15 protein-coding genes are annotated in these 14,041 nt (G+C 68.2%); 5 read left to right on the top strand and 10 right to left on the bottom strand.

Translation table 11 applies throughout. The features are described from left to right. Window positions 1-46 precede the first annotated feature (46 nt). Entirely contained in the window at window positions 47-517 is a 471-nt protein-coding gene (locus NTM_RS10225) for a hypothetical protein (RefSeq protein ID WP_163766220.1), read from the top strand. Here NTM_RS10225 and hsaB read toward each other — a convergent pair. The 4 genes from hsaB to hsaA are packed head-to-tail and all read right to left on the bottom strand — an operon-like array spanning window position 514 to window position 4,076. Beyond that, window positions 514-1,080, bottom strand: coding sequence for a 3-hydroxy-9,10-secoandrosta-1,3,5(10)-triene-9,17-dione monooxygenase reductase subunit (gene hsaB, locus NTM_RS10220; protein WP_104862548.1), 567 nt, complete (start codon window positions 1,078-1,080; stop codon window positions 514-516). The genes NTM_RS10225 and hsaB overlap by 4 nt on opposite strands. 13 nt (window positions 1,081-1,093) lie before the next feature. Next, window positions 1,094-1,993, bottom strand: coding sequence for an iron-dependent extradiol dioxygenase HsaC (hsaC, locus tag NTM_RS10215; protein WP_083141985.1), 900 nt, complete (start codon window positions 1,991-1,993; stop codon window positions 1,094-1,096). A 14-nt stretch (window positions 1,994-2,007) separates the two neighbouring features. Next, complete coding sequence (hsaD, locus tag NTM_RS10210; RefSeq protein ID WP_104862550.1) at window positions 2,008-2,892, bottom strand: 4,5:9,10-diseco-3-hydroxy-5,9,17-trioxoandrosta-1(10),2-diene-4-oate hydrolase; 885 nt, start codon at window positions 2,890-2,892, stop codon at window positions 2,008-2,010. Further along, on the bottom strand, window positions 2,892-4,076 hold the full coding sequence (gene hsaA, locus NTM_RS10205) for a 3-hydroxy-9,10-secoandrosta-1,3,5(10)-triene-9,17-dione monooxygenase oxygenase subunit (RefSeq protein ID WP_104862551.1): 1,185 nt from the start codon (window positions 4,074-4,076) through the stop codon (window positions 2,892-2,894). The genes hsaD and hsaA overlap by 1 nt, the downstream gene beginning before the upstream one ends. 149 nt (window positions 4,077-4,225) lie before the next feature. Between hsaA and NTM_RS10200 the strand changes: the two genes are divergently transcribed. Then, a complete protein-coding gene (locus NTM_RS10200; RefSeq protein ID WP_104862552.1) occupies window positions 4,226-5,299 on the top strand; it encodes a ferredoxin--NADP reductase in 1,074 nt (357 codons plus the stop codon). 22 nt (window positions 5,300-5,321) lie between these two features. Then, complete coding sequence (locus NTM_RS10195; protein WP_104862553.1) at window positions 5,322-5,912, top strand: hypothetical protein; 591 nt, start codon at window positions 5,322-5,324, stop codon at window positions 5,910-5,912. On the opposite strand, the gene NTM_RS10190 is transcribed toward NTM_RS10195, so the two are convergent. Both NTM_RS10190 and NTM_RS10185 read right to left on the bottom strand, forming a co-directional pair. Next, complete coding sequence (locus tag NTM_RS10190) at window positions 5,909-6,448, bottom strand: DUF6973 domain-containing protein (protein ID WP_163766219.1); 540 nt, start codon at window positions 6,446-6,448, stop codon at window positions 5,909-5,911. The genes NTM_RS10195 and NTM_RS10190 overlap by 4 nt on opposite strands. After that, window positions 6,445-8,607: an acyl-CoA dehydrogenase family protein gene (locus NTM_RS10185; RefSeq protein WP_104862555.1), complete on the bottom strand. Its 2,163-nt coding sequence runs from the start codon at window positions 8,605-8,607 to the stop codon at window positions 6,445-6,447. The genes NTM_RS10190 and NTM_RS10185 overlap by 4 nt, the downstream gene beginning before the upstream one ends. A 196-nt stretch (window positions 8,608-8,803) precedes the next feature. Here NTM_RS10185 and kstR point away from each other — a divergent pair, with 196 nt between their 5' ends. Together kstR and otsB are read left to right on the top strand one after the other, a co-directional pair. After that, complete coding sequence (kstR, locus tag NTM_RS10180; protein ID WP_083141992.1) at window positions 8,804-9,493, top strand: cholesterol catabolism transcriptional regulator KstR; 690 nt, start codon at window positions 8,804-8,806, stop codon at window positions 9,491-9,493. 3 nt (window positions 9,494-9,496) lie between these two features. Further along, window positions 9,497-10,243, top strand: a complete 747-nt coding sequence (otsB, locus tag NTM_RS10175) for a trehalose-phosphatase (protein ID WP_163766218.1) — start codon at window positions 9,497-9,499, stop codon at window positions 10,241-10,243. Here otsB and NTM_RS10170 read toward each other — a convergent pair. Genes NTM_RS10170 through NTM_RS10155 form a run of 4 tightly spaced genes read right to left on the bottom strand, consistent with a single transcriptional unit; the run spans window position 10,240 to window position 13,952 of the window. Then, window positions 10,240-11,337: an Rv3575c family transcriptional regulator gene (locus NTM_RS10170; protein ID WP_104862557.1), complete on the bottom strand. Its 1,098-nt coding sequence runs from the start codon at window positions 11,335-11,337 to the stop codon at window positions 10,240-10,242. The genes otsB and NTM_RS10170 overlap by 4 nt on opposite strands. 11 nt (window positions 11,338-11,348) lie before the next feature. Continuing rightward, window positions 11,349-12,248 (bottom strand): metal ABC transporter permease, encoded by a 900-nt coding sequence (locus NTM_RS10165; RefSeq protein WP_104862558.1) that lies wholly within the window; start codon window positions 12,246-12,248, stop codon window positions 11,349-11,351. After that, window positions 12,245-13,024, bottom strand: a complete 780-nt coding sequence (locus NTM_RS10160) for a metal ABC transporter ATP-binding protein (protein WP_104862559.1) — start codon at window positions 13,022-13,024, stop codon at window positions 12,245-12,247. The genes NTM_RS10165 and NTM_RS10160 overlap by 4 nt, the downstream gene beginning before the upstream one ends. After that, on the bottom strand, window positions 13,011-13,952 hold the full coding sequence (locus tag NTM_RS10155) for a metal ABC transporter solute-binding protein, Zn/Mn family (RefSeq protein WP_163769440.1): 942 nt from the start codon (window positions 13,950-13,952) through the stop codon (window positions 13,011-13,013). Before NTM_RS10155 ends, NTM_RS10160 begins: the two co-directional genes overlap by 14 nt. Window positions 13,953-14,041 lie beyond the last annotated feature (89 nt).

The following is a 14,041-nucleotide window of genomic DNA, read 5'->3' as shown; positions in this document are numbered from 1 at the left end:
TACGATAGATACAGTACTGTTCTGTATCAATCATTGGAGGTGGCGGATGGCCTCGATACAGCGCATCGCCCGACGCACCGATCCCGATGCGGACCTGTTGGCGTGCAGCACGCTCACCCGCGTCGACCATGTCGACGCCCACCAGCTCCGCACCAGCCACGCCAGCTCACCGGCGGAATGGGCGCGGGAGATTCTCGAAGGGCCGCCCGCGGTGACACGACTGCGGTTACGTCTCGGATGGACGGTGCTCGGGATCAGGTTGCGCCCAGCCGGACCCGACGTGATCGCCGGCTGGTCGGTCACCCATCGCGATGCCGAATACGTTCGATTGCAGGCGATGTCGCCGATGGGGCTGTCGGGTCAGTTGATCACCCGGGTCGCCGGCGGCGAGGTCACCTTCGCGACGTTCGTGCGACTGGGCAACCCGGTCGCTCGGAGGGTATGGGCGAAGGTGCTGCCGACCCACCTGGCGGTGGTGTGCTCACTCGTCGACGGTGCAGCGTCGCGTTCGGGCTAGAGCCAGGTGTCCTCGGTCGTCGCGGTCAGGAACGCCTCCAGGTCGTTGCGCCAGTCCGCCGGGGTGTTCTTGTCCGGTTCGATGCCGGTGTACTGCCCTTGGTAGAACAGCAGCGGCCGCGGCTTGCGCTTCGGAACGTCCGACAGCGAGTGCACCGCTCCGAACACGACGAAATGGTCGCCGCCGTCGTGCACCGAGTGCACCGTGCAGTCGATGTGCGCCAGCGAGCCGTCGATGATCGGCGAGCCCAACCTCGATGGCGACCAATCGATCCCGGCGAACTTGTCCGGCTCTCGTGAACCGAACCGCGCCGAGACGTGCTGCTGGTTCTCGTGCAGGACGTTGACGCAGAACCGGCCGGTGGTCTCGATCGCTGCCCACGACCGCGAGGCCTTCGTGGGGCAGAACAACACCAACGGCGGATCCAGGGACAACGCGGCGAACGACTGGCAGGCGAATCCCACCGGGGCATCCTCACTCATCGTGGTGATGACGGTGATCCCGGTGCAGAACTGACCGAGCACACTGCGGAATGTGCGCGGATCGATCGGCGGGGTCGACATCGCGTTTACCTGGCTACTTGAAGCCCACGCTGAAGTCGTGGCCCCACAACGAGACCGCGGTGCTCTCCCGGGCCACCCAGTCGTCGTCGTCGACCTCGAGTCCCTCACAACCGAACTCGACGTCGAAGCCGCCCGGGGTCTTCATGTAGAAGGACAGCATCTTGTCGTTGACGTGCCGCCCCAGCGTCGCCGACATCTTCACCTTTCGCCGCAACGCGCGGTCCAGGCACAGGCCGACGTCGTCGGAGTTCTCCACCTCGACCATCAGATGCACGATGCCGCTGGGCGTCTCACCGGGCATGAACGCCAGGCTGTGGTGCCGAGGATTGACCCCGAGGAAGCGCAGCCATGCCGGTGCGCCGTCGGCGGGCCGGCCGACCAGCTGCGGCGGCAGCTTCATCGAATCGCGCAGGAAGAAGCCGAGCACGTCGCGGTAGAAGTGCAGCGTCTCGGCGTCGTCGCGGGTGGTCAGCACGACGTGACCGAGCCCCTGCTCCTCGGTGACGAACTTGTGCCCGTACGGGCTGACGACCCGGCGGTGCTCGAGAGCGACGCCGTGGAAGACCTCCAGCGTGTTACCCGACGGGTCGTCGAAGATGATCATCTCGTCGACGCGGCGGTCGGCCAACTGGCCGGCGGTGGCTTCCTTGTACGGCGTGCCGTGGACCTCCAGACGCTGCCGGATGTCCTGCAGCTGTGCGGCGTTGGCCGTCTCCCAGCCCGACTCCAGGAGCCGGTCATGCTCACCGGGCACGATGATCAGGCGTGCCGGAAACTCGTCCATCCGCAGATAGAGCGCACCCTCGGTGGTGCCGGAGCCTTCGACCATGCCGAGCACCTTCAACCCGTACTCGCGCCACGCGCCGACATCGGTGGCCTCGATGCGGAGATATCCGAGCGATTTGATCGTCATGGTTTCTTCCCTCTCTAACCCTTGAGGAAATCGATGGTGAGCTTGTTGAACTCGTCGAATTTTTCCAGCTGCGCCCAGTGGCCGCACTGACCGAAGACGTGCAACTGCACCCGTGGGATCTGCTTGAGTGCCACCAACGCTCCGTCGAGCGGGTTGACCCGGTCTTCGCGACCCCAGATCAGCAGTACGCGCTGCCTCAGCTTGTATACGTCACGCCACATCATGCCGAGCTCGAAGTCGGCGCCGGCGAACGACTTCCCCATCGCCTTGGTCGCGGCCAGCGACTCCGGAGTGCTGGCGATCTCGAAGCGCTCCTCGACGAGTTCCGGGGTGATCATGCTCTGGTCGTAGACCATGATCCGCAGGAACGCCTCGATGTTCTCGCGCGTCGGCTCCGCGGCGAACTTGCCGAGCAGCTTCACGCCCTCGGTCGGATCCGGTGCGAACAGGTTCACACTCAAGCCGCCGGGGCCCATCAGCACCAGCTTGCCCGCGCGCTTGCCGTTGTCCAGCGCGAACCGCACCGCGGTGCCACCGCCCAGCGAGTTGCCCACCAGTGCAGCGCGTTCGATACCGAGGTGGTCGAACAGGTTCAGCAGCGCGGTCGCGCTGTAGCGGTTGTACTGCTCATGTTCGGTGTGCTTGTCCGAGTGGCCGTAGCCGGGCTGGTCGACGGCCAGCACGTGAAAGTGCTTGGCCAGTACCGGAATGTTGCGCCCGAAGTTCGACCAGCTCGAGGCGCCGGGACCGCCGCCGTGCAGCAGCACCACCGTCTCCGGATTGCCCACCCCGGCTTCGTGGTAGTGCAACTTCATGTCGTCGCGGACCTGCGCGTAGCGCGAGGTCGACTCGAACGTGATCTCCTGCTGCTGAGCAGCTTCCGCGGCGAAGGAGGTCATCAAACCATCGTGTCCTGGGGCGGGAGACCGAACGCTTCGTTGCCGAAGATCAGGTACGCGCGCTCGGGTTCGTTGGCCGCGTGGACCCGGCCGGCGTGTGCGTCACGCCAGAACCGCTGCACCGGCTGGTCGAGCTGTAGTGCGGTCGCGCCGGACGCCTCGAAGAGCAGGTCGATCGACGCGATGGCACGCGCGGTGGCGCGGACCTGGTCGCGACGGGCGGCCGCACGCAACGAGAACGGGATTTCCTTGCCGGCCTTGAGCAACTGGTACTCCTCGCCGAGGTTACCCATCAGCTGACGCCAGCCGGCGTCGATGTCGCTGGCCGCCTCGGCGATCCGGATCTTCGCGAACGGGTCGTCCTTGGACTTCTCGCCGGCGAACGCCGCGCGCACCCGCTTGCCCTGATGTTCGACGTGCGCCTCGTAGGCGCCGTACGCCATCCCCATGATCGGGGAACTGATCGTGGTGGGATGCATGGTGCCCCAAGGCATCTTGTACACCGGGGCGGTGTTGTTCTGGTACCCGCCTGCGGTGCCGTCGTTCATCGCCTTGTACGACAGGAACCGGTGGCGCGGAACGAAGACGTCCTTGACCACGAGGTTGTTGCTGCCGGTTGCCTTCAGTCCGACGACGTTCCAGACGTCATCGATGCGGTAATCGGTACGGGGGATCAGGAAGCTGCCGAAATCGACCGGCTTGCCGTCCTTGATCACCGGCCCGCCCACGAACGTCCAGGTGGCGTGGTCGCAGCCTGAGGACCACTGCCACGTGCCGCTGACCAGGTAGCCACCGTCGACGACGACGCCGGCACCCATCGGCGCGTACGAGGACGACACGCGCACGGACGCGTCCTCGCCCCAGACGTCCTCCTGGGCCTGCTGATCGAACAGTGCGAGGTGCCAGTTGTGCACACCGATGATCGCGGAGACCCAGCCGGTGGAACCGCATGCGCTCGCGAGGCGGCGCACGGCTTCGTAGAACAACGTCGGGTCGCACTGCAGACCACCCCACTGCTCGGGCTGGAGCAGTTTGAAGAAGCCGACCTCGTCGAGTTCGGCCACCGTCTCGTCGGGCAGGCGGCGCAGTTCCTCGGCGGCGGCCGCGCGCTTGGCGATACGAGGGAGGAGATCGGTGACACCGTCGAGAACCGACTGTGCGTCACGCTGTTCAATGGACGTCACTGGTTTGCCTCCAAAGGCGTGCGAAGTAACCTAGAAGAGATTAGAACACGTTACGATTTGTGTCGAGTAGCAGCGTCCTGCGACACCTGGACCAGCGCACATGCATTTCTGTAACCTGTTCTAGTTATGACCGGAGAAAGGGTCCATCTGTGACGGACGTTGCCGCCGACGAGCCGCTGGGCGCCCATGTGCTCGAGCTGGAGATCGCCGAAGTGATCGACGAGACGTCTGACGCGCGTTCTCTGGTGTTCAAAACCCCGGCCGGCGCGTCCGTGCCGCCGGAGAAGCTGCGCTACTCGCCCGGTCAGTTCCTGACCTTGCGGGTGCCGAGTGACCGCACCGGATCGGTCGCGCGCTGCTATTCGCTGTGCTCGTCACCGCACACCGGCGACCCGCTGACGGTCACCGTGAAGCGCACCGCCGACGGGTACGCGTCGAACTGGCTGTGCGACAACGCGCACGCCGGGATGAAGATGCACGTCCTGGCACCGTCGGGGACGTTCGTGCCGAAGAACCTGGACACCGATTTCCTGCTGCTGGCCGCGGGCAGCGGAATCACCCCGATGCTGGCGATCCTGAAGTCCGCGCTGTCCGAGGGCAGCGGAAAGGTGACCCTGGTCTACGCCAACCGCGACGAGAATTCGGTGATCTTCGCCGAGACCCTGCGTGATCTCGCCGCCAAGTACCCGGACCGCCTGACCGCGATCCACTGGCTGGAGACCGTGCAGGGGCTGCCCAGCGTCACCGCGCTGACGGCGCTGTTCACGCCGTTCACGTCCAGGGAGGCGTTCATCTGCGGGCCGGGGCCGTTCATGGCCGCCGCCGAGGAGGCGCTCGCGGCGGCAGGGGCAGTCGCCGAGAAGATCCACATCGAGGTGTTCAAGTCACTGGAGTCGGATCCGTTCGCGGCGGTCACCATCGACGACGAGGACGACGGCGACGAGGGCCCGGCGACGGCCGTGGTGACCCTCGACGGCGAGACCCACGAGGTCAGCTGGCCGCGCAAGGCGAAACTGCTCGACGTCCTGCTGAACAAGGGCCTGGACGCGCCGTTCTCGTGCCGCGAGGGGCACTGCGGCGCGTGCGCCGTGCTCAAGAAGTCCGGCGACGTCGAGATGGAGATCAACGACGTCCTCGAACAGCAGGACCTCGACGAGGGTCTGATCCTGGCCTGCCAGGCACATCCGAAATCCGATTCCGTCGAAGTCACCTTCGACGAGTGACGCAAGGATTACTTTCATCACGATGAAGCGGCTAGCAGCGGCACTGGCTCCGACGTTGATGGTGGCGCTCGCCGCCGTCTCGCACACCACGGCCCCGATCGCCATGGCGGCCTCCGACACCGGCGTGTCTTCCATCGCCGTCGACCCCGCCACCTCGATCGAGATGCACGTCAACGCCGACTGCGACCCGGGGCAGAACCGGTGCTTCTTCAGGACGTCGGCAAACCTGTTGACCCCCAACGGCCCCACCGGATTCCCGGGCGACACCTGGGCACGGCAGACCATCACGCTGCGCAGCGACTCCCAGGACGTGTGGCAGGAGGCCTGGTACAGCGCACCGGCCGGTATGCCCCGAGAACTCAAGGGCGCCAACCACGACAACGTGCTCTCGCGCATGCTGAAGTCGATGCGCGATGTCGAGGTGTCGGTGACGTACTTCGGCGGCGGTTCGATCGAACGCTTCACCACCGACGGCGACTCGGTTCCGACGTCGTGGACGACCGGCCTGCCCGCCAAGGGCTCGCAGTTCATCGTCTGCTCGCAGATCCAGGTGGTCTACGGCGGGGTCAACCTGACGACGCCGTCGGCCTGCGCGCAGACCACCTTCGACTAGACCTCGTTCCCGGATGCGCTCCAGCGCAGGCTCACCCCGTCAGGGCCGACGACGACGGCTTCGCCGTTGAGCACTGCGTCCGCCGCGAGATCTGAGATGGCCTCGGGAGAGGCGTCGGGATGGGCGAGCGCGATCGAGCGCCCGATCTCGTTGTTGTAGAGATCCATCGCGCGGCTCGCGCGATTGTTGTCGGGGTTACCCTCGTGCGCCGAGGTGAATCGGGATGCCCAGTCGGGCCCGAAACTCCGGGTCAACAGTGCGCTGCCGTAGGTGTGCCGGAACGCATCTGTCTCGTTGTCGACCTGCCGGCCATCCGGCGGTGGAAAGCGTCGCACCGCTTCGGCACTCGCCCGGTCCCTGATATCCCGAATCTCCGGGATCCGCGCCGCGTCGGCCAGCAGCATCTGCATCTCGGTCTGCGTCAGTTCTTCGGCGCCGACCTCGGCTCGCCTCACCGTGCCACCCGGATCGTCGCGCACTTGATACTGCGCCAGAATCTGATTCAGCCGCTCGCGTCCGCCAGATCGCGAACTCATCGGGGCAGGCCGAGCAACCGCTCCCCCGCCATCGTCAGCAGGATCTGCTCGGTGCCGCCGGCGATGGTCAGGCACCGGGTGTTCAGGAAGTCGTGCACCTGCTGGTTCTCGACCGCACCGGCCCCCTCGGACAGGTCCATCCGGAACTCCGCCAGCGCCTGCCGGTAGCGGACCCCGATCAGCTTGCGCGCGCTGGCCTGCGGACCGGGATCCTGGCCTTCGACGGCGCGCTGGGCGATGCGCTGGTCCAGCAGGGATCCGACCTGGGCGGTGACGATCAACTGGCCCAGCTGATCCTGTTGCGCCGCATCGACTTCCGACTCGGCGACGACGCGGAGCAGCTCTTCCATCGGATTGCCCAGCGCGGTGCCCTGCGCCATCGCGACGCGCTCGTTGGCCAGCGTGGTGCGCGCGAGCCGCCAACCGTCGTTGACCTGTCCGACCACCAACTCGTCGGGCACGAACACGTCGTCGAAGAACACCTCGTTGAACAGCTCGTCGCCGGTGATCTCCCGCAGCGGCCGGATCACGATGCCCGGGCTCTTCATGTCGATCAGGAAGTACGTGATGCCCTTGTGCTTGGGCGCATCCGGGTCGGTGCGGGCGAGGCACACACCCCAGTGCGCCTTCTGCGCAGCAGAAGTCCACACCTTCTGCCCGGTGAGCTTCCAGCCGGAGACCTTCTCACCGGTCGCGGATTCGCCTTCTGCCCGAACGGCTTTCATCCTCAGTGCAGCAAGGTCCGATCCGGCGCCCGGCTCACTGAACAGCTGGCACCACAGCAGGTCACCGCGCAGCGTGGCAGGCACGAACTGCTCGATGAGCTCGGGGCTGCCGTGCTCGAGGATCGTCGGCACCGCCCACCAGCCGATGACCAGGTCGGGCCGCACCACACCCGCGGCGGCCAGTTCCTGGTCGATCAGCAGCTGCTCGGCCGGCCCGGCGGCGCGGCCGTACGGCTTCGGCCAGTGCGGCGCCAGCAGCCCGGTCTCGGCCAGCACCGCTTGCCTCTTGTCCTCCGGAGCGGCAGCGGCTTCGGCGGCCGCGGAAGCGATCTCGGGCCGCAGATCGGCCACCGAGGCCAGGTCGATGTGCAGGTCCCTGCGCACCCCGCCCTGGGTCAGATCCACCACCCGGCGCAGCCACCGCGACCGTCCACCGAGGAATTGCGCAATGCCATAGGCGCGGCGCAGGTACAGATGCGCGTCGTGTTCCCACGTGATGCCGATGCCGCCGAGCACCTGGATGCAGTCCTTGGCGTTCGCCTTGGCGGCCTCGATACCCACCGACGCCGCAAGTGCGGCCGCGATCGACAGCTGTGCGCCGTCGCCGTCGGGGTCCGATTCCGTGGCGGCGCGGGCGGCGTCGGCCGCCGACACGGACGCCTGCTCGGACCTCAGCAGCATCTCGGCGCACATGTGCTTGATGGCCTGGAAACTGCCGATGGGCTTGCCGAACTGCTCCCGCACCTTCGCGTACTCGGTCGCCGTCGTCAGCAACCACCGCGCCAGACCCGCGGCCTCGGCGGCCAGCAGCGTCGCGGTCAGGTCGACGACGCGCTGCGCCGGGACGGCCAGCGCCTCGGCCTGCGCGCTCTCCAGGGTCACCCGGGCCAGCGGGCGGGAGAAGTCGGTGGCCTTGAGCGCCTCGACGGTCACCCCGTCGGCGGAGGCGTCCACCAGCAGCCAGCGCGGCCCCGCGGGCAGCAGCAGCACCCCGGACGCGTCGGCGCCCAACACATACGGCGCCGACCCGGAGACCCGCCCGTCGGCGTAGGTCAGGTCGGCGGCAAGCGCGACCCCCGCGGTGCGCTGACCCGTCGCCAGCGCGTCCAGCAGCTCGGCATGCGCAGCTGAGAGCACCAGCGTCGCCAGCGCCGTGGTGGCCACCGGGCCGGGAACCATCGCGGCGGCGGCCTCGTCGACCATCGCGGCCAGATCGGCCACCGTGCCGTCGGCGCCACCGAGGTCCTCGGGGAGGGCGACGCCGAAGATCCCTAGTTCCGCCAGGCTGCCGTACGGACCCCGCCACGCGTCGGCCCGTCCGTGCTCGACATCGCGCGCCGCCTCGACGGAGCCGGACGAGGCAGCCCAGCTCCGGACCAGTTCGCGGGCGTCCGACTGATCGTCGGTCACGGTCGCCGAGGGAGAAGCGGGCACTGGGTCTCCTAGCGTTTGGGTAGGAAGACGGCGCTTCCCATTAGAACGTGTTCTAATAGTGCCAGCGTCGGACCGTCAAGTCGACCGCCCCAACAGCTGGACACGTCGCGTGACATGCGGCACGGAGATGAGGGAATCAGGACTGGAATGCGTATCGTTTCCACCGAGAACGCATCACAAAGGAGCCTCGCGTCGTATGTCTGGGTCGGCTGATATGGCCTCGGGTCGCGACGCCGCCAAACCAGGGTCCGACTCCCGTCCCCGCCAGGTCATGAACGTCGCGGTGCTCTCCGAGTCCGAACTCGGCTCCGAGGCCCAGCGCGAACGGCGCAAGCGCATCCTTGACGCCACGCTCGCGATCGCGTCCAAGGGCGGCTACGAGGCCGTCCAGATGCGCGCCGTCGCAGAGCGCGCCGATGTCGCGGTCGGCACGCTGTACCGGTATTTCCCGTCGAAGGTGCATCTGCTGGTCTCGGCGCTCGGCCGGGAATTCGAACGCATCGACGCCAAGACCGACCGCGCGTCGCTGGCCGCCGGGAACACCCCGTACGAGCGGCTCAACATCATGGTCAGCAAGCTGAACCGGGCGATGCAGCGCAACCCGCTGCTGACCGAGGCGATGACCCGCGCGTTCGTGTTCGCCGATGCGTCGGCCGCCGGGGAGGTCGACCATGTCGGCAAGCTGATGGACTCGATGTTCGCCCGCGCGATGAGTGAGGGCGAACCGACCGAGGACCAGTACCACATCGCGCGGGTGATCTCCGATGTGTGGCTGTCCAACCTGCTGGCCTGGCTCACCCGCCGGGCGTCGGCCACCGATGTCGCCAAGCGCCTCGACCTGGCGGTGCGACTGCTCATCGGGGACGGCGAACAGCCTAAGATCTAGGCCGTGAGCGCCCTTCCGCCCGAGCTCGAATCCGCGCTCGCCGTGGCGGCGCGCACCGCCCGCCTGCTCGTCGCATCCGATTTCGACGGCACGCTGGCGCCGATCGTCAACAATCCCGAAGACGCCCGCCCGCTGCCTGCCGCCGCCGAGGCCCTCGTCGACCTGGCCACCCTGCCGGCCACGGAGTCCGCGCTGATCTCCGGGCGGGCCCTGGCGACGCTGCGGGAACTGTCCTCGGCGCCGTCGGCGGTTCACCTGGTCGGCAGCCACGGCGCCGAATTCGAATCCGGGTTCTCCCGCGACATCGACCGCGACCTGCTGGCGGTCATCACCGATGCGCTGCGCGCGATCGCCGCCGACAAGCCGGGCGTCGCCGTCGAGACCAAGCCGGCCAGCGTGGCGCTGCATGTGCGCAACGCGTCACCGTCCGACGGTGAAGCGGCCCTGGCCGCCGCATGGGATGCGTCGTCGGCGTGGTATGCGCACATCACCACCGGCAAGGCCGTCCTCGAGTTCGCGGTGGTGTCGACGGACAAGGGCGAGGCGCTCGACATCCTGCGCGGTGAGTTCGACGCGACGGCCGTGGTGTTCTTCGGCGACGATGTGACCGATGAGAAAGCCTTTGTCCGGCTTCGCGATTCGGATGTGGGAGTGAAGGTGGGGCCGGGCGAGACCGCGGCCCGCTACCGCGTCGACTCCCCGGCCGACGTCGCGACCGCGGTGCGTTTCCTCGCCGACGCGCGCGGCTAGCCCGGCGGACCCGAGGTCCGGCCGCGCACCACCTCGGTGTCGAGGATCTCGATGACCGGCAGACCGTCGCGGGGCGGGTTGTGCAGCAGTTCACCTGCGCGACGGCCTTTTTCGACGCCCGGCTGCACGACGGTGGTCAGCCCGCGCTGCCGCGCCTCGGGCACCCCGTCGAATCCGGTGACGGTGATCTGCCCGGGTACGTAGATGCCGCGTGCCCGAAGGTGATCCATCGCCGACAACGCCAAGACGTCGGCGGTGCACATCAATGCGGTGATCCTCGGGTTGTGCTCGAGTGCCACCTCCGCTCCCGCGCCGCCGGAGGTGGGCAGATGGTCGTAACTCTCCACCACGGTCAACGATGCCGGGTCCAGGCCCGCCGCCTCCATCGCGTCGTACACCCCGCGGATGCGCTCGCTCTGCACATGGAAATGCGGGGTCCGCACCCGCTCGGGGTCGGCCAGCGCGGGGCGCGGGCCGTGGGGCCAGTCGCGGCCCAAACGCATCGTCAACAGCCCGATCTCCCGGTGGCCGAGTTCGATGACGTGCTCGGCCAGCCGGCGCATCGCGGCGCGGTCGTCGATGCCGACCCGGGAGGCACCTTGGACGTCCATCGGCTGATCGACCACGACGACCGGAAGGTGACGCTCCAGAACGGCGGGAAGATACGGGTCGTCATCGGAGGCCGAGTACACGACGAATCCGTCGACTCCCGCGGCCAGCACCGCGGCCGAGCCCTCCGCGACGCTGCGGTTCGGTCCGACCGACACCAGCAACAGGCCCTGCCCGGCCGCCTCACACGACTCGGCAAGCCCGGCAACGAAATCCAGGGCAGCCGGGTCGCTGAACGAGTAGTTCAGCGGTTCGGTGAGCACCAACCCGACCGCACCGGCCTTGCGCGTACGCAGCGAGCGGGCAACCGGATCCGGACCGGGATACCCGAGCCGCTTGGCGGTCGAGAGCACCCGTTCGCGCAACTCCGGCGACAGCTGGTCGGGCCGGTTGTAGGCGTTGGAGACGGTGGTGCGGGAAACCTTGAGCTCCGCGGCGAGGGAGGCCAGGGTCGCGCGCCGTCGGGGCGTCGGACTCCTGGGCATGCTCCCCGAGGTTAGTGCATCGGTTCCGTGCCGGCCGCCCGCGCCGCGGGCGTGGCGCGCCGGCTGCGCCGCGGGCGTGGCGCCCGGGCGCCGACCCAGACGGCCAGCCACACCGCACACGCGATCGTCACGATCACGAAGCTCGGCGGCAGGTTGAACATCGCCGACAGCATCAGCCCGACCCAGACCGACACCAGGCCGATGACCGCGGAGAACGCCATCGCCAGGAGCGGGCGCGCCGTGACCAGCAGCGCGGTCGCCGCGGGGGTCACCACCAAGGCGAACAACAGCAGCGTCCCGACGGCCTGTACCGCCATCGTCACGGTCAGCCCGAGCAGCACCATGAACGCGATGGACAGACCGCGCACCGGAACGCCTTTGGCCTCAGCGACTTTGCTGTTGACCGAGGTGAACAGCAAGGGCCTGAACATGAACGCGACGCTGAGCGAGGTCAGCAGCAGCAGCGCGAGGAACGACAGCAGCTGCTGCGAGCTGATCGCCAGCAGATTGCCGAACAGCACGTTGGTCAGCGTCGAGGAGTTCTTGGTCGCCAGCGAATTGAAGAACAGGCCGAGCCCGGTCGCGAAGGCGAGCACGGTGCCGGTGGCGACCTCGCGATCGGCTGCGCGTTTACCCAGTGCGCCGATCACCAGCGCGCCGCCGACACAGAACACGCCGAGACCGACCGCGGCGGGTACGCCGAGCAGCACCGCGCCGGTGGCGCCCGGCAGTCCGATATGGGCCAGCGCGTGCGCGGCGAACGACGTGTGCCGCACCACGATGAAATACCCCATCAGGCCCGCCGCCAGCGCGACGATCGTGCCGCCGAGCCAGGCGTTGCGCATGAACGACGAGCCCAGGATGTGCAGCCAGTTCTGCTGGTAGCCCATCGCGACGAGCGTCTCGGTCATCCCCCGCTCCGCATGTACAGCTCACCCTGCAGGGTGTGCGCCACCTGGATCGTGGTGCCGTACATGTGCGTCAGCAGCGCCGAGTCGACGACCTTGTCCAGCGCGGCGTGGTGGGCATGCCCGTCGAGCAGGTAGATCGCGCTGTCCAGCACGCCCAGCAGCGGGTTCAGGTCGTGGGCGACCACGAGCACCGTGACGCCGAGTTCCCTCTTCAGCCGGCCCAGCACCCCGACGATCTCGTGCTGGTTGCGCACGTCCAGCGAGGCCAGCGGCTCGTCGAGGATCAGCAGGCGCGGCCTGGCCACCAGCGCGGCGGCCAGCGCGATGCGCTGCCGCTGCCCGCCGGACAGATCTGAGAGCCGGCGCTCGGCGATACCGAGCGCGTCGACCCAGCCCAGCGCCTCATCCACCCGGGCGCGGTCGGCGGCGCTCGTGCGCCGCCAGCCCCAGCGGGTCCCGGTCAGCCCGAGCAGCACCGCGTCGCGCGCGCGGATCGCCTCATTGGCATTGGCGTCGTAATTCTGTGGCACGTAGCCGATCTCGTCGTTGACCACACCCGGACCGCGGCCGAACACGCGGACCGTTCCGGATGCGGGCGGGAGCAGGCCGAGGATCACCTGCAGCAGTGTGGTCTTACCGGAGCCGTTGGGCCCGATGACGGCGACGAAACTGCCCGGCTCGATGCGGAACGTCGACTCCGACCAGATGATCCGCCCCCCGCGTTCGGCACTGACGTCGTCGAACGTCAGCGCCGCGGCATCGTCAGGCGCCGACACCGAGTGCCTCGGCCAGCGCGTCGAGTTGTCCCACCTGCCAATCCTGGAACGACTCGGCCCCCGGCGGCAACGTTTCGGTGACCTCGACGACCGGGATGCCGGCCTGATCAGCCGCCGCCCGGATCTGTTCGGGGACCGAACCCTCGGTCTGGACGTTGTAGATCAGCACGTCGACACCGCGATCCGACAGCAGGGTCAGGAACGCGTCGAGGTCGGCGGGCGACGGCTCGCCCTCGTTGTCCGCGGCGGCCTGATAGCCCGGCGGGGTCCGATTGGCCAGCCCCAGCGCGGCGGCCATGTCGTCGAAGACACCCTCGACGGCCGCGTAGCGCTTGCCCGCCGCACCCGTCCTGATCGTGGCGACGGCGTCGTCGTACGGCTGCATGGAGCCGGCGAACTCGGCGCGCCGCTCGCTGAAGTAGCCTGCCGCGTCCCCGGAGAGCTCGGACAATTTCGCCGTGACCGCGTCGGCGACCGCGGTCACCACGTCCGGGCGGTACCAGACGTGGGGGTTGATCGAATGATCGCGTCCCTCGTGATCGCCCTCATGGCCCTCATGGCCCTCATGGCCGTGGTCGTCGGAGTGGGCGCCGGCCAGGTCGACGGCGTCGACGACCGCGGCGTCCGGCGCGGAGGTCTCGGCCAGCTTGGTCGCCCACTCGTCGTAGTGGCCACCGTTGACCACGACCAGCTGCGCGCCCTCGAAGGCGACCGCGTCCGACGGTGCGGGTTCGAAATCGTGTGGATCGACCGACGAACCGGCCAGCACGGTGGTGACCTCCGCGCACGCCCCGGCCAGCTGCGACACGATGTCCCCCCACTGGTCGACGCTGACCACGACGTCGAGCGGCGCGACGGGGCAGTCACCCTGCGCCGGCGTCAGACCATCGCCGCCGGAGTTCTCCGTACCCCCACAGGCCGCGGCCATTAGTGACAGCGACGCGGCGATTCCGGCGAACGTAAGGGACTTGCGGGACGATCTGATCACCGCGCAACGATAACCGTTTTCATTACCAT

Origin of the sequence: Mycolicibacterium parafortuitum, assembly GCF_010725485.1 — a bacterium.
Classification (GTDB): Bacteria; Actinomycetota; Actinomycetes; order Mycobacteriales; family Mycobacteriaceae; genus Mycobacterium.
This window is presented reverse-complemented; position numbering and strand designations above follow the sequence as displayed.